This window comes from Pseudomonas sp. QE6 (assembly GCF_041379005.1).
Classification (GTDB): Bacteria; Pseudomonadota; Gammaproteobacteria; order Pseudomonadales; family Pseudomonadaceae; genus Pseudomonas.
Genome location: NZ_CP166873.1, coordinates 3,023,982 through 3,047,463 on the forward strand (window position 1 = coordinate 3,023,982; position 23,482 = coordinate 3,047,463).

Annotated in this window: 15 protein-coding genes; all 15 read right to left on the reverse strand. The window is 62.3% G+C overall.

What is annotated here, in order from left to right; genetic code table 11:
* Nucleotides 1-12: 12 nt before the first annotated feature.
* On the reverse strand, nucleotides 13-3,141 hold the full coding sequence (locus ACAW63_RS14125; RefSeq protein WP_371234466.1) for an efflux RND transporter permease subunit: 3,129 nt from the start codon (nucleotides 3,139-3,141) through the stop codon (nucleotides 13-15).
* Entirely contained in the window at nucleotides 3,138-4,229 is a 1,092-nt protein-coding gene (locus ACAW63_RS14130; protein ID WP_371234467.1) for an efflux RND transporter periplasmic adaptor subunit, read from the reverse strand. Before ACAW63_RS14130 ends, ACAW63_RS14125 begins: the two co-directional genes overlap by 4 nt.
* A 602-nt stretch (nucleotides 4,230-4,831) precedes the next feature.
* Nucleotides 4,832-5,563: a hypothetical protein gene (locus tag ACAW63_RS14135; protein WP_371234469.1), complete on the reverse strand. Its 732-nt coding sequence runs from the start codon at nucleotides 5,561-5,563 to the stop codon at nucleotides 4,832-4,834.
* A 219-nt stretch (nucleotides 5,564-5,782) separates the two neighbouring features.
* Nucleotides 5,783-7,363 (reverse strand): GMC family oxidoreductase, encoded by a 1,581-nt coding sequence (locus tag ACAW63_RS14140; RefSeq protein ID WP_371234470.1) that lies wholly within the window; start codon nucleotides 7,361-7,363, stop codon nucleotides 5,783-5,785.
* Nucleotides 7,364-7,421: 58 nt separating this feature from the next.
* Nucleotides 7,422-8,384 carry an alpha/beta hydrolase gene (locus ACAW63_RS14145; protein ID WP_371234472.1) on the reverse strand — a complete coding sequence of 321 codons (963 nt, stop codon included), beginning with the start codon at nucleotides 8,382-8,384 and terminating at the stop codon, nucleotides 7,422-7,424.
* A 9-nt stretch (nucleotides 8,385-8,393) separates the two neighbouring features.
* Nucleotides 8,394-10,031: a 3-(methylthio)propionyl-CoA ligase gene (locus ACAW63_RS14150; protein WP_371234474.1), complete on the reverse strand. Its 1,638-nt coding sequence runs from the start codon at nucleotides 10,029-10,031 to the stop codon at nucleotides 8,394-8,396.
* Nucleotides 10,032-10,136: 105 nt separating this feature from the next.
* The gene (locus ACAW63_RS14155; protein ID WP_371234475.1) at nucleotides 10,137-11,633 is read right to left on the reverse strand and encodes a flavin-containing monooxygenase; all 1,497 of its coding nucleotides are present in this window, start codon (nucleotides 11,631-11,633) and stop codon (nucleotides 10,137-10,139) included.
* A 729-nt stretch (nucleotides 11,634-12,362) separates the two neighbouring features.
* Complete coding sequence (locus ACAW63_RS14160; RefSeq protein WP_371234477.1) at nucleotides 12,363-12,767, reverse strand: phosphate ABC transporter substrate-binding protein; 405 nt, start codon at nucleotides 12,765-12,767, stop codon at nucleotides 12,363-12,365.
* Nucleotides 12,768-12,778: 11 nt separating this feature from the next.
* Nucleotides 12,779-13,939: a hypothetical protein gene (locus ACAW63_RS14165; protein ID WP_371234479.1), complete on the reverse strand. Its 1,161-nt coding sequence runs from the start codon at nucleotides 13,937-13,939 to the stop codon at nucleotides 12,779-12,781.
* A gap of 29 nt (nucleotides 13,940-13,968) precedes the next feature.
* Nucleotides 13,969-15,588: a methyl-accepting chemotaxis protein gene (locus ACAW63_RS14170; protein WP_371234480.1), complete on the reverse strand. Its 1,620-nt coding sequence runs from the start codon at nucleotides 15,586-15,588 to the stop codon at nucleotides 13,969-13,971.
* Nucleotides 15,589-16,420: 832 nt separating this feature from the next.
* The gene (locus ACAW63_RS14175) at nucleotides 16,421-17,128 is read right to left on the reverse strand and encodes a TetR/AcrR family transcriptional regulator (RefSeq protein WP_371234481.1); all 708 of its coding nucleotides are present in this window, start codon (nucleotides 17,126-17,128) and stop codon (nucleotides 16,421-16,423) included.
* Nucleotides 17,129-17,334: 206 nt separating this feature from the next.
* Nucleotides 17,335-18,117: an SDR family NAD(P)-dependent oxidoreductase gene (locus ACAW63_RS14180; RefSeq protein ID WP_371234483.1), complete on the reverse strand. Its 783-nt coding sequence runs from the start codon at nucleotides 18,115-18,117 to the stop codon at nucleotides 17,335-17,337.
* Nucleotides 18,117-19,301: an acetyl-CoA C-acyltransferase gene (locus ACAW63_RS14185; protein WP_371234485.1), complete on the reverse strand. Its 1,185-nt coding sequence runs from the start codon at nucleotides 19,299-19,301 to the stop codon at nucleotides 18,117-18,119. The genes ACAW63_RS14180 and ACAW63_RS14185 overlap by 1 nt, the downstream gene beginning before the upstream one ends.
* 49 nt (nucleotides 19,302-19,350) lie before the next feature.
* Nucleotides 19,351-21,465: a 3-hydroxyacyl-CoA dehydrogenase NAD-binding domain-containing protein gene (locus ACAW63_RS14190; RefSeq protein ID WP_371234486.1), complete on the reverse strand. Its 2,115-nt coding sequence runs from the start codon at nucleotides 21,463-21,465 to the stop codon at nucleotides 19,351-19,353.
* Between the two features lie 143 nt (nucleotides 21,466-21,608).
* Complete coding sequence (locus ACAW63_RS14195; protein ID WP_371234488.1) at nucleotides 21,609-23,411, reverse strand: acyl-CoA dehydrogenase; 1,803 nt, start codon at nucleotides 23,409-23,411, stop codon at nucleotides 21,609-21,611.
* Between the last annotated feature and the right edge of the window lie 71 nt (nucleotides 23,412-23,482).

The window sequence follows — 23,482 nt, forward strand, 5'->3', positions numbered from 1 at the left end:
AGAACGCCTCGTTCAGCTGCCTGAATCTGCCCTTGGGTCTAGCGTTCGGGCTTGTGCTGACTCTTGCGGTTGTCCATTGCGCTTCTCCCATTGCAACAGGAGGGAGAGCGCGCTTGGAAGAACGGTGAGCGTCACGATGGTCGCGACTGCAAGCCCCCCGATTACTGCATAGGCCATTGGCCCCCAGAATATCTGCGGGGCGATCGGGATCATGCCGAGGATGGCTGCGCAGGCAGTCAGTACGATGGGACGGGCCCTGTGCATTGAGGCATGCACGATGGCTTCACGGGGTGACTGGCCCCCATGGATATTGATGTCCACTTCCTCGATCAGAATGATTGCGTTGCGCACGATCATGCCAACCAGGGCGATGACGCCGAGCTGCGCGACGAAGCCCATGGGCGTCGCGGTGGGCAACATAGCCAGTACGACACCGATGAGGCCGAATGGAGCCATCGCGAGCGCCAGGAACATGCGGGAGAAGCTACGCAGTTGCACCATCAGGAGCACGCACATGACGAGTGCTGTAATCGGCAGAACGGCAAGGACCGACGCGCTCCCCTTTGCGGCCTCCTCGACCGCTCCACCCGTTTCGACCTTGTACCCCTTTGGTAGCTCCGAAGAAAATTGCGCTACGGCGGGCGCGAGGGCCTGCACGACCGTCGAGGCTTCCAGCCCATCGCGAATATCACCCTGGACGGTGACCAGGGGGAGACGCTGACGCCGCCAGACAATCGGGTCTTCGACGCCATAACTGAGCTCGGCGATCTGCGTCAGCGGGATGGTATGGCCCTGGGCTGTTCGGATCTGGAGATTGGCGAGAGTCGCAAGGTTGGTGCGATCACCGGTCTGCGCCCGCACGATCACATCGACGAGTCGGTCCTGGTCGCGCACGGTCGTCACCGCCGAGCCGGAGAAGACAGTTGCCATTGCGCTGGCGATGTCCTCGGACGAGAGGCCCAATGCCCGCGCCTGAGTCTGATCGACTTTGACGAGAACGCTCCGTTGGGGCTCCCCTGACAGGAGATGCACATCGCGCGTGTCCGGGTTGGCAGAGAGTATGTTAGCAAGGCGGGTCGCAAATTCGCGCACCTTGCCCTGTTCGGGGCCCGTGACGCGATACTTGAGTGGCCAGCCGACCGGAGGACCGAGTTCGAGCGGCGTCGCACGGGCGATAAGCCCCGAAAACTCCGTTTTGAACTTCTCTGCAAGCTTGGCCTGTAGCGCGTCGCGCTCCTTCACTCCCTTTGCAATCACGACCGTCTGGGTGACGTTTTCGTTCTGGAGCAAGACTTCCATGGGCAGGTAGAAGCGGATTGCGCCCGAGCCAACATAGGTGGAGAAGCGCTCGACATCGGGATCGGCCTTGAGCAGTTTCTCGAGTTTGGATGCCTCTCGCTCCGTCGCTTCCAGAGGCGCATTCTGCGGCAACGTCAGACTGACCAGAAGCTCGGGCCGGTCAGAGGGCGGGAAGAACTGCTGCTCGAGGCGGCCTGCTGCTCCAAGCGATACTAGGAAAGCTGCAACGGCGATGGTCAGGGTTATCGCGCGATGCCCGAGGGCCCAGCCCAATGCCCGTTCATAGGCGCTCATGATCCTGCCGCTGCCATGGTCGTGAGGCGGCAGTGCCTTTGGCAGAAGCAAGGTGCCGAGCAAGGGTGAGAACAAGACCGCAACCACCCAGGAAGCCGATAGCGATATCAGCACCACCATGAACATCGAATAGCAATACTCTCCCGCGCTCGATGCCGCAAAGCCAACGGGAATGAATCCAGCGATCATGACGAGGGTGCCTGTCAACATCGGGAAGGCCGTTGACTCGTAAGCAAAACTCGCCGCCCGCTTCAGATTCCAGCCCTCCTCGAGTTTCCCGACCATGGCCTCGACCGTGATCATCGCGTCATCGACGAGCAGGCCGAGCGCGATGATCAGCGCGCCCAGGGAAATGCGCTGGAGGCCTATGCCCGTTAGCTCCATGCCGATGAAGGTCAACGCCAGAACGAAGGGGATCGAGATACTGACGACGAGCCCGGCCCGGACGCCTAGCGAAAGGAACGACACCGCGAGAACGATTGCGACAGCTTCGGCCAGTACCGTCAGGAAACCGTGCACCGCCTGCTTCACCACAGTCGATTGGTCGGCGACCTGGAGCATCTCGATACCGTGGGGGAGCACCATCCTGACCTCGTCCATGTGGTTCCGTACCGCTTCCCCGAACGCGAGCAGGTTACCGCCCGATGCCATCGAGATGGCAAGGCCGAGCGCCTTCTGGCCGTTCACCCGGAACAATGGCGCCGGTGGATCAGTCGGAATTCGCCGGACGGTGGCGAGTTCAGTGAGTGGAACGAAGCGGTTGTTCGCTCGAAAGGTCACATTCCGTATGCTCTCCTCGGAAGCGAAGCCACCACTCACGCGCAATGCAATCTTGTCGTCGGGCAGCCGCACCGTTCCGGACGGGATGACAGCGTTCTGTGCTTGCAGGGCGCGCAATACCGCCTCTTCGTCAAGCCCGAAGGCGGCGAGCCGGCCAGCCGAGAATTCGACGACTATCTGCTCCTCCTGCACGCCAAGGAGTTGAACCTTGCCGATGCCCGAAATGCGTAGCAGCTCCGCACGCACGCCTTCGAGGTAGTCGCGCAGTTCACGATCCGAGAAGCCCTCGGCCGTAAACCCGAATATCTGTCCGTAGGTGTCGCCGAACTCGTCGTCGAAGAAGGGGCCCTGCACGCCGCTCGGGAGCGTCGGGGCGATATCGGCCATTTTCTTGCGAACTTGGTACCAGGTATCAGGGACAATCCGCGCCGGCGCATCGTCGCGCAGGTTGACCATGATGACGGTTTCGCCAGGGCGCGTGTAGCTATCGAGCCGGTCGAGATAGGGGGTCTCCTCGAGCTTTTTCTCGAGGCGATCGGTCAGAAGCTTCGTCGTATCGTCGATGGTTGCGCCAGGCCAACGGGCCGAGACGACCATCGTCTTGATGGTGAATGCCGGATCTTCGTTGCGGCTCAGCTGTGCATAGCTGATCGCGCCGCCGACCAGCGTGATCAGCATGAGGAAGAACATCAGCGGTTTTTGGCCGATGGACCAGGCGGAGAGATTGAAGCCGCGCTTTTCCTCCGAGTGCTTCGAGTTTGAACTCATTTGGCCACCTGCCCAGCGTCATAGGCGACCTTCTGGCCGGGTCGTAGCTTGCTCACGCCCGCGGTTACCACGGCATCTCCTTCGCTCAAACCGGATTCGACCAGCACCTGGTCGGCCGTATAGCGTGCGACTACGATCGGTTTGGCGAGGAGTTCATGGCTGGTAGGCTGCACAACAAAAACCGCAGGTTTGTCTTCAACGCTCGTCAACGCTGAGGCCGGAAGGGCGATCAGGGGTCTGCTGCTCAGGACAAGGTGGCCAACCACGGCGGCGCCCAGCGTCATTGCCGGGGGGGCGTCCGGCAGATCGATACGGACACGATAGGTGCGTGTCGCCGCATCCGCCGTCGGGCTTGCATCACGAATGGTGCCGACGACCTTGATCGATGGATCGGATACGAGTGCCACTTCCACCTTGGCATCTAACGGCACGGCGGCATTGAGCCGCTCAGATACGTTGAATACGGCAACTCGCTTGTGCGTTGAGGCGAGCTTGATCGCCGATTGGCCCGCATCCACGACTTGGCCGGCGTTGACTGCCACGGCGCTGACGATGGCGTCATCAGGCGCACGCAGCTCGGTGTAGGTTAGCTTGTTACGCGCCGTGAGCAGCCCGCTTTTCGTGACATCGAGCCGTGCGTTCGCTGCACGCCAATTTGCCTCTGCTTCCTCGACCCGAGCGCGGGCGACGAACTGCTTTTCAAAGAGGCTGCGCTGCCGATCGAGCGACGACCTCGCTAGCTGCTCTGCGGCTTTGGCGCTCATCATCTCGGCTTCGGCGGTTCGCACTTCGTTTTGCACATCGCTGGGATCCAGTGTCGCCAGGACCTGTCCCTTGCTGACGGTGGCGCCGATCTCTGCACTGCGAGTTGCGACACGACCGGCGATACGGAAGCCGAGATCCGTCTCGACCTCAGCCTGGATCTCTCCCGTCTGGGCTAGCTCCTCGCCGATAGCGGAAGGTTTGATGATTATCGTCCTGACTGGCCGGGGTGGCTCTTCCAGCTGCTTGGCTTCCCGACAGCCGACGAGGGCAAGCCCCAGGCTACCCGCCAGACTGCAGGCCAGAATTGTCTTGAGCAGTGTCATGTTGGCTCTCCGCGCTCCGGTATGGTTCTGCTGCTCAGCACATGCGAATTAGGTGCAAGCGCTTTACTGAAATTGTTAGCCGTCTCGATGGGGAAGCAAGCGAATCGCACCAGCGGCTTGCTAGTGGTGCTTGGCAAATTTGGCAGTGGTACCGATAGGTTAGTTTTACCTGCCCGCAAGCGGGCACGACCTTGCGGACAATCGAATGGGAAGACGGGCCACCTCGGTGTATTTCGCGCGTCGGATCCTGCTCGCGCTGTCCAGCCTTAAGCCCCTGCCGACGCAGAGGCACACATGGGCATGCGGCTGCCCCGTCCATCTCGCTGATGTTTAACAAAACGTATGTTACATAAAATGTGAGGCCAGTGGGATAGCGGTTCTGAAAGGCTTGTTGCATTCGCTAGAGGGGACGTAGGTGCAATCAGATGCCTGCGGGCCCTTTGAGGCGAAACCATTGAGGGGCGAGCGGACGCAGGGATGGCCGAGTGTCTCGCCTGTCTTTGTCGCTCATGTGCGCTGTCGTGTCCCGACAATCCCTAGAGAATAAAAAGGGCGCCTCGTAGGGCGCCCTAAAACATATCCATGCCGTTTCCAGCGCGGTATTAGATTGCTCTCGCCTGTGCGCGATGCCTAACAACCTTGCCGTTCCCACGAAGCAGTTGCACACCAAATATCAGCAACCACAATGGATAGAGCGTCACGAAGGACATCTCCATGAGTTTCATCAATTCATCGAGAGGCTTAAAGAACCCGAAGATAAGGAACAAGGTAAAAGAAATACCAACAAGCTTTAGAAGAAGCAGAGAAAACCATCCGCTCCCCGCTCGTTTGAGCTGTGCTCCCACCGTGAGCCCCCAGAACAGGACCACTAGTCCCTCTGACCACCACAATCCGTACTGCACCGCGTGAGCAACTGTGGTCCAGGTCACTTCCGCGGCGGCTTTTATCGACGCGTCCCCTTGTTCATGGAGCTGCACCAGGGGTGTTAAAACCGCTTGCTGAGTAGAAGCCCCAATGATGCCAACCGTGGCATAGAATCCAATGGCTAAAAGAGCAATGCTGCCCAGCGCGCCCGCCTCGTCGCGGAAAACGTGCCAGAGATATCCCCCCACAACCAGGGATGGCAAATAGAAGCCAAAAATATCTGTCAGCATCGACCATCGATAAATATCGCGAACTTCAGCAGGTAGGCTAAGCATTTTCGCGCCGCTTAATACCAGGCTGGTATCGTCGCCCGTTACGATCATCGAGAGTATGACCGTCGTATAAGCCAATATCCCGCCGAGAATGGCAGCGCAGGCCGTGAAGCGCGCGGCCGTCAAGTTTTGTTGCATTCTGATCTCTCCATTGTGTGAAGCCACCGGATGCGAGCAGCCTCTTGGTAAAGCTCTGGCCTCGATTGTTCTAGGCCCGAGAGCGGGAAAAGACTGAGTACCTTGCAACCACCTGGCTGCCTCGCAGGTAGGTTGACCATTGGCGCACTTAAGCCGGGTGCGCCCCTTTGATGGGGCAACGGCCAGTCTGCGCTTCAGGAGCCTGGAGATTCCCTTGCATCAGGCCGAGGTGATCCATTCGGCACCGCGTTCGGCGATCATGATGGATGCGGCGTTGGTGTTTCCGCCGACTAAGGTCGGCATGATCGAGGCATCGATCACCCGCAGCCCTTCAATGCCATGAACGCGCAAGCGGCTGTCGACCACAGCCATCTCGTCCTGGCCCATCTTGCAGGTACCGACCGGGTGGTAGATGGTGTCGGTGCGCTTGCGCAGCAGCTCGATCAACTGCTCGTCGCTGTGCAAATCCTTGCTGTAGATGTCCCTCAGGCCGAAGCGCGCCATGGGGGCCTGGCCGATGATCTCGCGGGTCATGCGATAACCCTTGAGCAAGGTCTGCACATCGTCGTCATGCCTGAGCAGATTGGGGTCGATGCGCGGTGCCGCACTTGGGTCCGCGGAGTTCAGGCCGACGCTGCCGATGCTCTTGGGGCGAAGCACGCAGACGTGGCAACTGAAGCCGTGGCCCCAGTGGAGGGTGCGGTTGTGGTCGTCAACCGCACCGATCACCGAATGCAGCTGGATGTCCGGACGCGCCAGGTCGGGGGCAGTCTTGAGGAAGCCGCCGGCTTCTGCGCAGTTGCTGGAGAGCGGGCCACGCTTGTAGCGCACATAGTCGGCCAGTACCTTGCCCATCTTCACGCTGCCACCGAGCGAGATGCCCAGCAGCGAGGTGTCGCTGCTCTTGTAGCAGAGCACCACGTCCGGATGGTCCCGCAGGTTCTGGCCAACGCCGGGCAACTCGTGCTGCACGGCAATGCCTTGAGGCTTGAGCTCCGATTCCGGACCGATGCCGGAGAGCATCAGCAGGTGCGGGCTGCCGAAGGCACCGGCAGCGAGCAGGACTTCCTTGCGCGCCTTCAGCTGCAGACGTTCGCCGTCGACCAGGACCTGCACACCGACGGCTTGTTTATCTTTGAGGAGTACGCGCTCGACGTGGGCTCCGGTCAGCACGGTAAGGTTGCTACGCTCGCGGATCGGTTTGAGAAACGCCGTGGCGGTACTCCAGCGGCGGCCATCGCGGATGGTCACTTCGTAGTAACCGACGCCCTGCTGCTGCTCGCCATTGAAGTCGGGGTTGAAACTGTGGCCGGCATCTATCGCGGCTTGGACAAACGCCTCGGTGACGGAGTGGCGATGGGCCCGGCCGACGTACAACTCGCCGTCACCGCCGTGGAACTCATCGCTGCCGCCATGGTGCATCTCGCTCTTGCGGAAATAGGGCAGCACATCGGGGAAGGACCAGCCTTCGTTGCCCAGTGCCTGCCAGTCATCGAAATCGGTGTGATGACCGCGGATATAGATCATGCCGTTGATCGAGCTGCTGCCGCCGAGCACTTTGCCGCGCGGCTGGTAGCCAAGGCGCCCGCCGAGTCCGGGCTGCGGAGTCGTCTTGAAGGCCCAGTTGACGTGGCGGGTCGGCACGATTGCGGCCACGCCGATAGGAATATGGATCAGTGGCGAGCGGTCTTCCGGACCGGCTTCGAGGAGGCAGACGCGGGTTTCCGGATTGGCGCTCAGGCGGTTAGCCAGGACGCAGCCGGCAGAGCCGGCGCCAACGATGATGTAGTCGTATGCCATTTTTGCGGGCCTTGCATTGGGGACCAGGGATGATGGGGCGGACTGATTGCCGACTCCGTTAGCCATCCCAGGCCGTATGTTCGTTGATGAAGCGTTGAATACCTTGTGCCGCTGCTCGGGTCTGGGGCAGGGCAGGGATCAGCTGGAAGACATGGGGAAGCCGCTTCCATATCTCCAGCTGCACGGGTACGCCGGCGGCATCGGCCTTTGCCGCGGCGCGCACTGAATCATCCAGCAGCATTTCCGTGCTGCCCACTTGGAACAGCATCGGCGGGAGACCGGAGAAGTCTCCGAACAGGGGCGATACCGACGGTTGCGAATAGGTGTGGGCTGGCGCGTAGAAGTCGCGGATGGCGACGGCGAAGGGCAGCGTGAAGATCGGGTCGTGGGGGGCGTTGACCAGTGCGCTTTTTCCGCTGAGGGTCAGGTCCAGGAAGGGGGAGAGCAGAACCGCGCAACTCGGCAACGGTTGCTTGCCGGCCTTGAGGTGCTGCAGCGTGGCCATGACCAGATTGCCGCCAGCGGAGTCGCCGGCGATGACGATGTCCCTGGCCTTGAATCCCTGGTCCAGCAGCCATTGGTAGGCCGCAAGACACTCATCCAGCGCAGTGGGGTATGGATGTTCCGGGGCCAGGCCGTAATCCACCAACAGCGCGCGGGTCTTCAGGCCCTGGCACCAGGACGCCACCATGGCGGCGTACACGTCGGGCGTGTAGGCCACGAATGCCCCTCCGTGGATGTAGAGCAGCACCCGATCCGGCCGGTAGCCTTCAGGCGATAACCACTGAGCGGAAGTACCGTTGCAGTCCACGTTTTTCCGTTTCACGTTCGCCAGGAGAGCGGGGGAGGCCTGGCGATTCAACTGGCCGAATTTTTGCCGGAGTTTCGGAATGTCGATGTGCGGCCCAAGCTTCGACTTCACCGTGAGACGAAGCAGCAGATTGAGCAGTCCGATCGCAAAGCGGCCCTGGGGCTGATGGATAACGCGAGTGAATGCGTTCACGTGCATGTGCTGGGTCATGTGGCCACCTCAGGCGCGAGAGAGGTCGGCGGTGGGCCAGCAATATTCGCGCAGCTGCTCACGCAACTGCACCTTGCTGATCTTGCCGGTAGCAGTGTGGGGAATCTCGTTGACGAACATCACGTCATCGGGAATGCAGAACTTGGCAACCTTGCCCGGATACTGGCCGAGAATTTCTTCGCGGCTCACGTCCTGGCCTGCCTTCCTTACGACGACCAGCAGTGGCCGCTCATCCCACTTTTGATGGGCCATGCCCAGTGCGGCGGCTTCGGCGACCGCAGGATGGCCCATGGCGATGTTTTCCAGCTCGATGGAGCTGATCCATTCGCCGCCGGACTTGATCACGTCCTTGGCGCGGTCGGTGATCTGCATGAAGCCGTCCTGGTCCAGGGTGGCCACATCGCCGGTTGGGAACCAGCCGTCCAGCAGTGGGCTGTCGTCCTTGCCGAAGTACTGGTTGAGGACCCAGTGGCCACGAACCATGAGTGCACCGGAGGTCTTGCCGTCGCGGGGCAGCTCGTTGCCCTGGTCATCGACGATTTTCAGGTCGATACCGAACGGCGGCCGTCCCTGCTTGAGCTGTATGGCGAAGCGCTTCTCGTCATCCAGCCTGAGCTGCGATTCCTTGAGCGAGTTGACTGTCCCGACCGGCGACATTTCCGTCATGCCCCAGGCGTGTTGAATCTTGATGCCGAACTCTTTTTCGAAGCTCTTCATCAGGCTTGGGGGGCAGGCCGCGCCACCGACAATCATGCGCTTGATGCTGGACAGCCCTGTGCCGTTCTTTTGCATGTACTGCAACACACTGAGCCACACGGTGGGCACACCTGCAGAGAAGGTGACGCCCTCGTTCGCGAACAGCTCGAAGACGCTCTCGCCATCCAGGGCGGCCCCCGGGAACACCAGCTTGGCGCCAACCAGCGGCGCCGAGTACGGAAGGCCCCAGGCGTTGACGTGGAACATGGGCACCACGGGGGCGACCACGTCACTTGCGGAGAGGGCCAGGGCGTCCGGCAGCGAGCTGGACAGGGCGTGCAGCAGAGTGGATCGATGGGAGTAGAGCACCCCTTTGGGATTGCCCGTGGTTCCCGAGGTGTAGCAAAGGGCGGCCGCCGAGTTCTCATCGAGCCCGGGCCAGGCGAAGTCCGCGGACTCTTCGGCCAGCAGGGCCTCGTAGCACAGCAGGTTCGGGATGCCCAGGACCGGCATGTGTGCACGGCTGGTCATGGCTACCCAGTACTTCACGCTCGGGCAGTGCGCTGCGATGGATTCGACCAGTGGTGCGAAGGTCAGGTCGAAGCAGACTACGCAGTCTTCGGCATCGTTCACGATCCAGCTGATCTGTTCCGGAAACAGGCGGGGATTGATGGTGTGGGTGATCGCTCCCATGCCCGAGATTGCGTAGTACAGCTCGAAATGGCGATAGCCGTTCCACGCAAGGGTGCCGACGCGATCACCCGGTTGAACGCCGAGCGTCTTCAGGGCATTGGCGGCTTGCCTGGCGCGTAGATGCGCCTCGGCATAGGTATAACGGTGGAGCGTACCTTCGACCGTGCGGGAGACTATCTCGGTATCGCCGTGATAGCGCTCCGCATGTTCCAGGACTGAAGATACGATCAGCGGCAGCGTCATCATTTGGCCGTGCATGTTGTTTCCGCCTTTTATTTTCATGGGGCCCGATTGCCGGACTTGCCCTGTTGCGGGCGGCAATCGGTAGCCTGGTGGCGTGTTCTTTCACGAAAGCCGGCTTATTCAGCCGGCGACTCGCGATGGTTGTGTTCTGTATGCATTCTGCTTGGCGGGAAGAAACTCCAGGCGAGTGTCTTCGATGGGGTGTTCCAACAACATCTTCTTGTCACGCCCGTAATGATGGAGAACTTCCCAGGGATAGGTTTTCCCTTGGCGCGGCAATAAATGTTGATCCCGCTGGATGTATCCGGAGTTCAAGCCCAGGATGCCTTGGTTCGTGGCGTTATCTCCATCGTCGAACGGAGTTACGACTTCCAGGTTGTGTTCCGCCATATGCTTGAAAAGGCGGCACAGATACTCGGCTGAAATAGTGGACTTCAGCGTCCAGGAGATATTGGTATAACCGAAGATCCAGGAGAAGTTGGGCACGTTTTCCATCAGCACGCCCTTGTAGGTCATCTGTTCGCCGACCGGGCACGGTTTGCCATCGATGGATAGTGACATGCCACCCAGTACCTGCAGCTTGAGTCCGGTTGCCGCGATAATGATGTCCGCCTGCAGCTCCTTGCCGGACTTCAGGAGAATGCCATTCTCGGTAAAGCGCTCGATGTGGTCGGTTTCAACGGAGGCCTTGCCGCTGCGCACGGACTTGAACAGATCCCCATTGGGTACGGCACAGAGCCGCTCATCCCAAGGCATGTACTTGGGGGTGAAGTGGCGCATGTCGACATCCGGGCCGACCTTTCTGCGGACATGGGAGAGGAGAAACGCGCGCATCAGCTTCGGCCAGCGTCGGCACGCAAGATAAATGCCTCGATACATCAGGATATTGCGCTTGCGACCCAGGCTGTTCGCCCAGCTCGCCGGCATGATGCACGACAATGCGGCAGTCACCTTGTCGACCGATGGCAATGAATAAATATAGGAAGGGGAGCGCTGCAGCATGGTGATATGCCCGGCGCCGTCTGCCATGGCCGGAATCAGTGTGGCCGCAGTTGCCCCGCTGCCGATGACAACCACTTGCTTGCCCTTGTAGTTAAGGCCTTCGGGCCAGTGTTGCGGGTGGACCCGGGTACCTTTGAAGTGCTCTTCGCCTGGAAACTTGGGAAGAAAGCCATCGTCGTGGTTGTAATAACCGGTGCAGCACACAAGGAATTTGCAACTGTAGTGTTTGGTTGTTCCGCTCGGCTCATGCAGGGCTGTCAGGTGCCACAGCCGCTGTTGACTGGACCAGTCTGCACTGGTGATTTTGATTCCGTATTGAATCTTGTTGGTAATGCCATATTCCGTTGCGGTGTCCTGAATGTATTGACGGATCTCAGGACCATCGGCCAGCACTTTGCGTTTGTTCCACGGGCGAAACTTGTAGCTGAAGCTGAGCATGTCCGAATCCGAGCGTATTCCCGGATAGCGGAAGAGATCCCATGTTCCACCAATGCGGGCGCGGCGCTCCAGGATTGCCAGGCTTTTCCCCGGAAACTCTTTGGTTAGATGACAGGCAGTGCCAATGCCCGACAGGCCCGCGCCGATGATCAAAGTGTCGTAGTGCTGGTTGCTCATATGGTCTCCATGCTTACTGGGCTAAGCAGGGCAATTGATTGATGGAGTCGGCTCAGTTAGCGAGAAGTCCCATTTATGACGACTTCCGATAAACCACTTTGCTGATACCTGGCAGGGTCAAGCAGTGACAGGAGGCTCCGCTTGGATCAGTGCGCCTTTTTCCGAACGGCCACCTCGCGTCCATTCGCTGGTTGGTGCTGCGAGCTTCGGGAGGGGCGGCAGGCAATCCGTGAGGGGAGTAAACGGCTGGCCAGCGAAGGGTTTCCTTCGGCAACGGCGTATGTGGGCTTGAGGTGGGGCGTATGGCTGGGGCGAGCGATGGGTGTGCCATCGGGGCAACCTTTGAGGATGCCATCGCCATGCTCGGGAGCGGGATGTCCTGCGGAGTCTTTCATGAAGCGAGCTCCTGAAGCTTTTGTTGTTTTGCGGGAATGTAATGTGATTTTCAAATTAACGCAACTAGTGTTATCAAAACTATGGTTCCGTAAATTTGAGGCATGCGCCACTCCCTGAGGGGGCAGGTGCCGCGGCCCTGCGGCAAGGCGCTCCGGGGAGGGCAGGCGCCCTTAAGAGGCGGGCCAGGAAGGTGACGAGCGGTGGCGTGGACGGTGTCATTCGGGCGCGAATGGGCCATGACACTCATGTGGTCCGAGTGGGCGTTAGGAGGGGCGCATTGCTCGGGTCTCAGCAGGAGCTGGCTCGCTCCAGCTGAGACCCGGACGTCATGGACTAGGGCAGGGCGAAGAGCACTTTCACCTTGTCGTTGATGGCGCCCTTGTCGACATAGCCGATGGCGTTCACCTCGGAGCCAACCGTCGCCACTACCGAGGCGTCATCGGCAGCGCTTTGCAGTGGCTGACCCTTGCCGGTGAACACCAGTCCGGACCAATACGACTTGAGCTGCGATTCGCTCTTGTTGGTGACGGTGCCGTAGAACTTCTCCTTGGTAGGGTTCCAGCCTTTCTGGTCGATTCCCTTGAGGCTGGTGTCCTTGCCCAGGAAGATGTTGGCCACGTCGGACTGGGTGGGAGAAGCGGTTGCTGCGGCGTTCACGATCACGACTACCTCGGATCGGGCGATGCTGGATGCCGTCGCCAGGGTAGTGGCGATGATTGCGGTGATGAGTGGTTTCATGGGGGCAGTCCTTAGAACACGAAGTCGACGCCGACACTGATAATGTCGCCGTCGTAGTTGCGCGGGGGAGTGCCCGCCGCACCGTTGCTGGCTGTAAAGACTGCGTGGTCGAAGGTTTCCTGGGCGCTCTCCACGAACGTGCCGCGATAGCCATTGCCGCTGGTGTCGACCCGTTTGTACTCGCTCTTGAGGACGAGGTTAGGCGCCAGGTTGTAGTTCAGGCCATAGGTCCAGGAACTCTGGCGGCCAGTGTCTTCGTCGAGTTGGGCGTAGGTGAGGTGGGCCAGTACATCGCCAAAGCGCCGGCCACCCATGACGTAGAAGGCATCGATGCGGCCTTGTTGATCGCCTTCCGTGTTGTTGCGGGTCCACTCGTCGGACGATACCCAGGTGCCGTTGTCGTACTGGTAACCGATGGACGTGAACTTGCCCTTCTGCCGATGAAGGCTCAGGAAGTTGACGCTCGCGGTTGTGCCGCCCGGGGTGACGACCGGCGCGGTGAGGTCCGTGTCGATGTCAGCTTCGGCGTAACCCACGCGCAGCATGCCGAAGTCGTTGGTTTCCAGACTGACGTTCGCGGCAAAGATCTTCTTGTAGTCGATGTCGTACAGGTCATCCATGGCGAACAGGTTGCGGTTGACCGCCTGGCCGCCCGCTACCTGGAAGGCCAGGGAGCCGATGCCGGTGGGCAAGGTGTAGAGGATGTCTCCGCCCTCGTAGCTGCTCAGCTGGACCTGGCTGTAGATCTCGTCCGGTAGCCCCAGCCAGGGGTGGGTGAAGCCGACGTCGAGGGTTTCGGAGTACATGTAGACCGGCGTTCGCAGACGGCCGGCGCGCAGGGTCAGGCCGTCGGTGGCTTTCCAGGAGAGGTAGGCCCACTCCAGGTTGCCCTTCCAGGTGTCCTGCTCCGGTTTGAAGGTACCTTGCACGGTCACGCCCAGCGTATCGGTGAGTCCGTACTGAAGCTGGCTGCCCAGCCTGGACAGCTGGTCGCCGCGCCAGGCGTCCGTGGTCTGCCCATTGATGCCGAAGCTCCGTCCGTGACCCTCGCCTCCCAGGTGGTTGACGCCGGCGGTGCCGAATCCGTTGAATCGATATTCGCCCTGTTCCAGGGCCATGGCCGGGGTGCTCGCGATGAGACCTGCGAGACCGAGTGCTCTAATGCCTTGCATGCTTCTACTGCTCTTGTTGTTGGGAGGGGTCAGATGCGGAACTGGGCTGTGGCGCTGCGAAGTTGGTCTCCGGTGCTGACCAGCTGTTCGCCAAGGCGCGCGGTTGCGTCGGCGCCTTGAGTGGTCGCCTGGGTGTCGTGCTGCAGCATCTCGGTGTCCTGCTGGATCGAGCGGGAGAGGCCGATCTGCTCCTGGGTGAAGCGGGCGATCCCGGCGTTCAATTCATCGATCTGGCGAACGGCCTGGGTGATCGCCTCGAGGGTCTGCGTGGCCTGCTCGGAGTGTTCGATGCTGGACCTGGCCTTGGCGCCATTCAGGGTCATGGCGTGCAGTACGCCGTTGGCGCTGTTTTGCAGGCGCTGGATGATGCTCTGGATTTCCGCGGTGGAGGCGGCCGTCTTCTGCGCGAGATTGCGGACCTCGTCGGCCACAACGGCGAAGCCCCGACCCTGCTCGCCAGCCCGTGCCGCTTCGATGGCGGCGTTCAGGGCGAGCAGGTTGGTCTGTTCGGCGATGCTGCGGATGACCGTCAGCACCGAACCGACTTGCTGGGTCTCCTCCTCCAGCTGCTGCATGGCCTGCACCGAGCTGAGTACGCTGTTACCCAGGTCGCCGATGCTGGAGGACAGACTGTCGATGTTCTGCCGCGCCTCATCGGCCTGGCGGGTGGCGGAGCTGGCCTCCTCGGAGGCCTGGCGTGAACGCTGCGCCACTTCCTGGATGCTGTTGGTCATGGTGCCGATGTCGCGACTGATCGAGTCCGTACGTCCCTGCTGAGAGTGCGCACTCTCTTCTGCGCCCCGCGTCAGCCGATGGAGCTCTCTGGACATCTGCTCAAGGGGGCCGGCCGTTTCGATGATCTGGCGGATGGTGCCTTGCAACCTGTCCAGCAAAGCGTTGAACAGACCGATCATCTCTCCGATCTCGTCCCCGGACTCGACATTGATGTGGCGAGTCAGGTCGCCATCGCCGTTGGCAATGGCCCTGAGCGATTCGATGACGCCGCGGATGTTGTTCATGACCTGACGGATCACCAGGACCGAGCCGAGGCTGACCGCCAGCAACAACACCAGGCTGAGCAGATAGCCGACCCGGGTGGTGGTGGCGTTATCGGTCCTGACCTGCTTCAGGCTGCTCTGGAAATCGGAATAGGCATGGCTGCGAAACCTGTCGCCGGCTTCCTGTGCGTGCTTGAGGTCCGCAGTCATGCGATCGAGGTTGGGCCGCAGGTCTTCGAACGAGGCGCCGCCGAGCAACTGCTCGGACGACGTGAACGCGTTGTCGGCATAGCGCCGGATGGCTGATGACCAGGCCTGGAGTTCCTTGTCTCTGCCGCTGCGCTTGTCCGTCAGCGGCTCCAGGTTGCGCAAGCTGGCGGTCACTTCGGCCAGGACCTTGCGCGCCTCATTCAGGGTCTCCCGTTCGCCCGCGGCGACGGAGCTGTTGAGCAGTCCGGGAATTCGCGAGAACTGGAAATTCACCTTGTCGGCGGTTTCCAGGGAGGGATAGCTCTGGGTCTCGAGTGCCACCAGGCGGCTGTTGTTGTTATCCAGTTGCAGCGCTGTATAGCCCACGAAAAGCAGGAGGCCGATCAGGCCCACGGCAGGTGGCAGGGAGAGTTTCAGGGTCAGCGAAATGGCTTTGAACATGGATTCTGTTGCTCTCGACGGAACGAAGGACGGTTTCGAAACCTGCTTTCCAGGCCGCAGTGATGCGCTCGCCGGTGAACTCGGCCAGGCTTGCCAGAACCCACGGTCGCTACACGAGGGCAAATCACGAGCAAGCGGATGCCATCACAGCCGGCAGTTGAATGTCGGTGCGTTAATGGCGCGGGTCGTTGCCACGCTCAGTTCAGGGGATGCCCTCCAATGGGGCTGGTCGAGGTTATGGGTTCATTTCGGCCCGTTTGCAGGCCAGTTGCCCCCGGCCGTATTGGCCGTCTGCTTCTGTGCGTCAGATAGCCCTTCAATGAAGAGCAGGCGCAGCAGGGGAGCTGGGCAGGGCGAACGAGGGCTCCAGCTGTGCGCTATTGGCCCTCTCATCGTGCGGGTCACGACGTCGGCTGCGGGCACCTGAATCGCCATCAGTGCGATACAGGAACCCATTGGCAGCCTTAAGGATGACTGCCTTCCCCGCAGGTCCCGACATGCCCGCTTGGACCGCGACAGCGCCTTGGTTTCCAGGTCCATCTTCGTTCCTACCACTTGGTTGTGGTTTATTTATTATCTCGACTGTTTTGTAAAATACAGGAGTTTCGATTTCATGCAAAGCGGAATGGTGCGTGTGCGTATAGGCGGCACGAGATGCACGGCTGGGCGTCTTGCGCTTGCGCTGAATTGGCAGGAGTGAGGTAAGGCCTGGCGGAACGCAGGTGCCTCTGAGGGGAGGGCGAAGGGCGGCTAGCAGAGGAGGCTGTGGAGGAGGGCTGCACGTCGCGCCGAAGAACAGATCGGCGTGACGTAGCCCTCCGAGGGGAGACGATTATTGCGCGGTGGTCATTGCTTTGGACGTGCGCCTGGAAGCCTTGGGTGGGGAAATCAGCACGATGAGCGCGTCGAGCAGCGCCTGTCCCCGCTCCGCGCTGAAGCGCTCGGGGTCGATAGGCAGCATCATGAGCCAGCCATCACTGAAGGCGCTGATCTGATCGGACAGCACGTCGGCGGGAATATCGTCGCGTATTTTGCCTTGGCGCTGGCCTTCCTCGATCAACGAAGCGGAGATCTGGCGGAAATGGGCGTAACGCTGTTTGATGACATTGCTGAATGCTGGCTCGTGGCGCGCATGGGAGAGCAGTTGCAGCCAGGCGAGCCAGCTGTCCAGATCCTCGAAGCTGATCCATTGATGCCATTGCTGGATGAGCGACTTGATGTCGAGTTGGTCACGATTGATTTCCATGAGTGCTTCGACCTTGTCGAACAAGTTCTGGGCCACGGCACTGACCATCTCTTCCTTGTTGGCAAAGTAGTAGGTCACGGCTCCGGTCGTGCATCCGGCGTGCTTCGCCACCTTGCGCATCGAGGCGCCGGCATAGCCGTCCTCGGCGATTACTGCGATCGCCGCCGCCAGCAACTCGGCCCGTTTCGCATTGTGGTCGCCCACGGGGCGCCCCCGACGAGTGACGGGATTGGTTTCGCTTTCATCGGCGTCAGGTTCGGCGCTGAGGGGCGGGCGGGGGCGAGACTCTGGCATGGGGAATATGCAATTTCATCGGTCAGTCAATCGGAGTCGCAATTGCCGCAGCGAGGCCGCAACGCGTCGAAGTCCGACTCAGCATAGGGAAAATGACCGAAGAAAGCACCCATCCACGTTCCCCGTGAACGGCGCAACAGAGGAAGGATGATGCAAATGCCGAGCGCTGCATGGGCCGGTTCTGTCCGGCCCATGAGCGCGAGGTACTAGAGGCTTCCGACCAACTGTCCGCCATCTACGGCCAGTACGGCGCCGGACATATACGCCCCGGCTTCGCTGGCCAACAGCAGGAAGGGACCCTCCAGTTCCTCCAATTGGCCCAGGCGGCGCATGGGCACTGCATCGCGGATGTAAGCCTGGCCCTTGTCGCCGTCGAAGTAGCCGTCGGTCATCTCCGTCTTGAAGTAGCCGGGGGCAATGGCGTTGACGCGGATGCGGTAGCGGGCGAGTTCCAGTGCCAGCGATTTTGTCAGCTGTACCACGCCTGCCTTGGCTGCGCAGTAGTGGCTGTAGCCGGTGCCGACCCGCAGGCCGAGCATGGAGGCGATGTTGACGATGCTACCGGGGCGCTCGGCCCTGGCCAGGCGCTGGGCGGCACACTGGGCCACGCGCCAGACACCGTCGAGGTTGGTCGAGAGCATCATCCGCCATTCGTCTTCGGTGATCTCGAGAGGGCGCTGGCCATTGCCGATGCCGGCATTGTTGAGCACCACGTCGACCACGCCAAAATGCGCTTCGGCGGCGTCGAATGCCGCCTCGACGCTGGTCCGGTCGGTGACATCGAGGGCGACGGAAAGAGCCCGGCTACCCTCCCACTCGATGTCCTTGGCGACCTGTTCGAGCCGCTCCACACGGCGGGCCGCGAGCACCACGTTAGCGCCGGCGCTGCCGGCGAGCCGTGCCAAATGCGCACCAATACCGCTGGATGCGCCGGTGACCAGCACGGTACGGCCGGCCAGGGAAAACTGTTCAGTGAAATCGCCTTTCATCAGAACACCTCGAACAGGCCGGCTGCGCCCATGCCGCCGCCGACGCACATGGTCACCACCACGTACTTCACGCCACGGCGTTTCCCTTCGAGCAGGGCATGGCCGACCATACGCGCACCACTCATGCCATAGGGGTGGCCGATGGCGATGGCGCCGCCGTTGACGTTGTAGCGATCGTTGTCGATGCCGAGCGTATCGCGGCAGTAGATCGCCTGGCAGGCGAAGGCTTCGTTGAGTTCCCAGAGGCCGATGTCATCGACCTTCAAACCGTGCTGCTTGAGCAGCTTGGGCACCGCCAGCACCGGGCCGATACCCATTTCCTCCGGGGCCAGGCCGGCGACGGCGATGCCGCGGTAAGCGCCCAGCGGTTCCAGGTTGCGCTGCTCGGCCAGACGCGCGTCCATCAGCACGCAGGCGCTGGCGCCGTCGGACAGCTGGCTGGCGTTGCCGGCAGTGATGCAGCCGCCTTCGACCACCGGTTTGAGTTTGCTCAGGTCCTCGAGGACGGTCTGTGGGCGGTTGCCTTCGTCGCGACGCAGGGTGACTTCCTCGTAACTGACCGCACCGGTGGCCTTGTCGACCACCTGCTTGGTAGCGGTGACGGGGACGATCTCTCCATCGAACAGGCCGGCGGCCTGGGCTGCGGCGATGCGTTGCTGGGACTGCAGCGAGTAGGCGTCCTGCGCTTCACGACTGATGCCGTAGCGCTGGGCGACCAGCTCGGCGGTGTGCAGCATCGGCATGTAGGCGTGTTCGGCGTAGCGCATCACTTGCTCGTCGCGCTCGGCGATCGACCATTCCATATGGCGGTTCTGCACCAGGCTGATCTGCTCCTGGCCGGCGCCGATGGCGACCTGCATGCCGTCGACCATGATCTGCTTGGCGGCGGTGGCGATGGCCATCAGGCCGGAGGCGCACTGGCGGTCGAGGGTCTGGCCACTGACGGACAGCGGCAGACCCGAAGCCAGCGCCGCCATGCGGCCGAGGTTCCAGCCGGCGGTGCCGCCGGGCATGGAGGTGCCCATCACCAGGTCTTCGATCTCGGCGGCCTCGATGCCGGCGCGCTCCACCGCCGCGCGGATCGCGAAGCTGGCCATGCTCGGCGATTTGAGGTTGTTGAAGGCGCCGCGGAACGCCTTGCCGATGGGCGTGCGGGCGGTGGAGAGGATGACGGCTTCTTTCATGGAAAAGGAGTCCTGTATGGATGGGCCCGTTGGCCGGGCCCGGAATGATTCAGACCTTCTCGATGCGGGTCTGGCCGGCGGCGACCAGGCGCTCCAGCAGGGGCGCCGGCTGGAACCACATCTCGCCGTAGGCGCCGAGTTCCTGGCGGTAATGGCGGATGCCGGCCAGCACCTTGTCCAGGCCCAGCTGCTCGGCGTAGTGCATCGGGCCGCCGAGGTGGGCGGGGAAGCCGTAGCCGTTGATCCAGACCAGGTCGACGTCGCTCGCGCGCAGGGCGATGCCCTCATCGAGCAACTGGATGCCTTCGTTGATCAGCATGAACAGGCAGCGGTCGTGGATCTCCTGGGGGGAGATGGACTCGCGGCGGGCCACACCCAGTTCAGCGGCAATGCGCTCGGCCAGGGCTGGCACTTCCGGGTCCTCCTTGCGCTCGCGCCCCTCATAGAGGTAGAAGCCGCGACCGGTCTTCTGGCCGAAGCGGCCCAGCTTGTACAGCTCGTTGCCGACGATGTGGTAGCTCGGGTCGTGCTCGGTGGCGGCGCGGTTGGCCTCGCGTACCAGGAAGTTCACGTCGACGCCGGCCAGGTCGATCATGCTCAGCACGCCCATGTTCATGTCGATGCTGGTGAGCACGGCGTCGACCTGGGCCGGGGTGGCGCCTTCCAGTACCAGGCGATGAGCCTCGCGGTTGTAGGGCTCGAGCATGCGGTTGCCGATGAAGCCGAAGCACACGCCGGAGATCACCGGCAGTTTGCCGATGCGCTTGGCGATCTTCATGGTGGTGGCCAGCACGTCCGGCGCGGTGGCCTTGCCGCGTACCACTTCGAGCAGGCGCATGACGTTGGCCGGGCTGAAGAAGTGCAGGCCGATCACGTCCTGCGGCCGAGAGGTGGTCGCCGCGATGACGTCGACGTCGAGCGACGAGGTGTTGCTGGCCAGGATGGCACCCGGTTTGCACACCTGGTCGAGGGTGCGGAACACCTGCTGCTTGATCTCCAGCTTCTCGAATACCGCCTCGATCACCAGATCGGCGTCGGCCAGGTCGTCGTAGTCGACGGTACCGAACAGCAGTTCCATGCGCTGTTCCAGTTGCTCGGCGGTCAGCTTGCCGCGCTTGACGCTGATCTCGTAGTTCTTGCGGATATTCGCCAGGCCGCGGTCCAGCGATTCGCTCTTGAGCTCCAGCAGGGCTACCGGAATGCCGGCATTGACGAAGTTCATGGCGATGCCGCCGCCCATGGTGCCGGCGCCGATCACCGCGACCTTGTCGATCCCGCGCAGTGGGGTGTCATTGCCGACGCCCGGAATCCGCCCGGCCTCGCGCTCGGCGAAGAACACATGGCGCAGCGCGGCGGACTGCGCCGAAGCCTCGGCTTCCTTGAACAACGCGCCCTCGCGGGCCAGGCCTTCGTTCAGCGGCAGGTTGCAGGCAGCTTCCACCGCGGCGAGCACCAGGCGTGGTGCCAGGCGGCTCTTCCAGCGCGGCTCGTTGGCGGCGCGGAACTGGCTGAAGAAGTCGGTGGCGACGCTCTCGCCCGGATTATCGAGGCGGCTGGCGCGACGGGCCGGGGCGCCCTGGGCGAGCAGTTCACGGGCGAAGGCCCGTGCGTCGTCCAACAGGCTTTCGATACTGCCGGCCAGGCGGTCGAGCAGGCCGAGTTCAAGGGCGCGACCGGCGCCGATGGGCTGGCCGGAAATCATCATGTCCAGCGCCGGCGCGACGCCGATCAGGCGGGGGAGTCGCTGGGTGCCGCCGGCGCCCGGCAGCAGGCCCAGGTTGATTTCCGGCAGGCCGAGGCGAGCGGTGGGCTCACTGATGCGATAGCCGCAGGCCAGGGCCAGTTCCAGGCCACCACCGAGGGCAAGGGTGCCAATGGCCGCGATCAGCGGCTTGCCCAGTTCGGTCAGGCGCAGCAGCAGGCCGGGCAGGTCCGGCGCGGCGAAGGAGGCGTCGGTGCCGAATTCGCTGATGTCGGCACCGGCGCAGAACAGGCCGTGCTCACCGAAGAGGATAATGGCCTGCACGCTGGCGTCGGCGGCAGCGCGTTCGCAGGCGTCGAGAATGGCGGCACGCAGGGGTTGGCCGAGGGCGTTGACCGGTGGGCGGGCCAGGCCGATTAGCGCCAGGCCGTCTTCGATGCGGTAGTGAACCAGTGTGGTCATGGCAGATCCTTCGGTAATCGATTGAAACGTGGAGCGAAAGGGGGGCGGGATTGGCCCCTCTCCCTCCGGCAAAGGACCGCGAGAGGGCGGACGGCGTGGTTCCGCCTGCTCGTTCGGACCTGTCCCGGAGGGAGAAGAACGCGTCAGAACCAGGCGTTCTGCATGTCGAAGCACAGCCGGTTACCCGCGCTGAGCAGGCGGGCCTGGCTTTCCACTCCAGCCAGTTCCCAGTCCATGAAGTAGCGCGCGGCGTGCAGCTTGCCCTGGTAAAAGTCGGCCTCGCTGCCGGAGGCACCGGCGTTCAGCGCGCGGCTGGCGACCAGCGCCTGGCGCAGCCAGATCCAGCCGACCACGACGCGGCCGAACAGGTCGAGGTAGGCGGTGGCGTTGGAGAGACCGATGTTGGCGTCGGCGGCGACCTGTGCCTGGAGGTCGAGGGTGACCCGCTCGAGGATGCCCAGTGCGTCGGCCAGGGCGGCGGCCAGTGCTGTGCAGGTGGTGTCGCTGGCGGCTTGTTCGAGGGTGGCGCGCGCCTCGGCGAGGAACAGCCGATAACCCTTGCCGCCGTGGTAGCCGAGCTTGCGACCGAGCAGGTCGAGGCCATGGATACCTTCAGTGCCTTCGTGGATCGGGTTCAGGCGGTTGTCGCGGTAGTACTGCTCCAGCGGGTACTCGCGGATATAGCCGGAACCGCCCAGTACCTGGATGCCGAGGTCGGAGGCGATCACACCGTACTTCGACGGGTAGGACTTGACCATCGGGATCAGCAGGTCGAGCAGTTCGGCGGCGTCGTCGCGGGCGCTCTCGTCGGGCGCGGTGTGGGCGTCCTCGAACAGGCTGCTGGCATACAGGCACAGGGACAGGCTGCCCTCGGCATAGACCTTCTGCTGCAACAGCATGCGACGTACGTCGGCGTGCTCGACGATGCGCACCTGGGGCGCCAGCGGGTCCTTCGCGCCGGGCAGTCGACCCTGGGGCCGCTCGCGGGCGTAGTCGAGGGCATGTATGTAGCTTTGGTAGGCGAGGGCGGAGGCGCCCAGGGCCACGCCGATGCGCGCCTCATTCATCATCTGGAACATGTAGGCGAGGCCCTTGTTGGCCTCGCCCACCAGGTAGCCGACCGCGCCGTCCTTTTCACCGAAGCTGAGCACGGTGGAGGTGGTGTTGCGATAGCCCATCTTGTGCAGCAGGCCCGCCAGCGCCACGTCGTTGCGCGCGCCCACGCTGCCATCGGCGTTGACCAGGAACTTCGGTACCAGGAACAGCGAAATGCCTTTGACCCCGGCAGGAGCGCCTTCGATGCGGGCCAGCACCATATGCACGATGTTGTCGGTCAGCTCATGGTCGCCACCGGAGATGAACATCTTCTGGCCGAACACCCGGTAGCTGCCGTCGTCGGCCGGCCGCGCGGAGGTCCGGATATCGCCGAGCGCCGAGCCCTGACCCGGTTCGGTGAGGGCCATGGTGCCGCTGTAGCGGCCGTCGAGCATCGGCGGCAGGAAGCGCTGGCGCAGCGCGTCACAGGCAAAGCTCCTGACAAGGTTGGCCGCGCCGATGGTGAGGAAGGAGTAGCCGGCGCTGGCGATATTGGCAGCGTTGAAATAGGCCATGCAGGCGCGCAGGACCACTTCCGGCAACTGCAGGCCACCGTCCTCCGCATCATGATGCGCGGCGTGGAATCCCGCTTCGGCCAGTGCGTCCCAGGCAGCCTTGGTTTCCGGAATCAGGGTGACCTTCTCGCCGTCGAAGGTTGGCTCGTTGGCGTCACCCTTGTGGTTGTGCGGGGCGAGGTATTCGGCGGCGATCCCGCGTGCGGTATCCAGGGTGGCGTCGAACACAGCGCGATCGTGCTCGGCATAGCGCGGTCGTTGCAGCAGCGCTTCGGTGTCGAGCATCTCGTAGAGTTGGAAGCTCAGTTCGCGCTCGTTGAGCAGTTTATCGGTCATGGCGTTCTCGTCGGGCGGGGAGTGCAGGATCCTTTTGTAGCAAAGGGCCTGGCGCCGACGAATCGAACCGA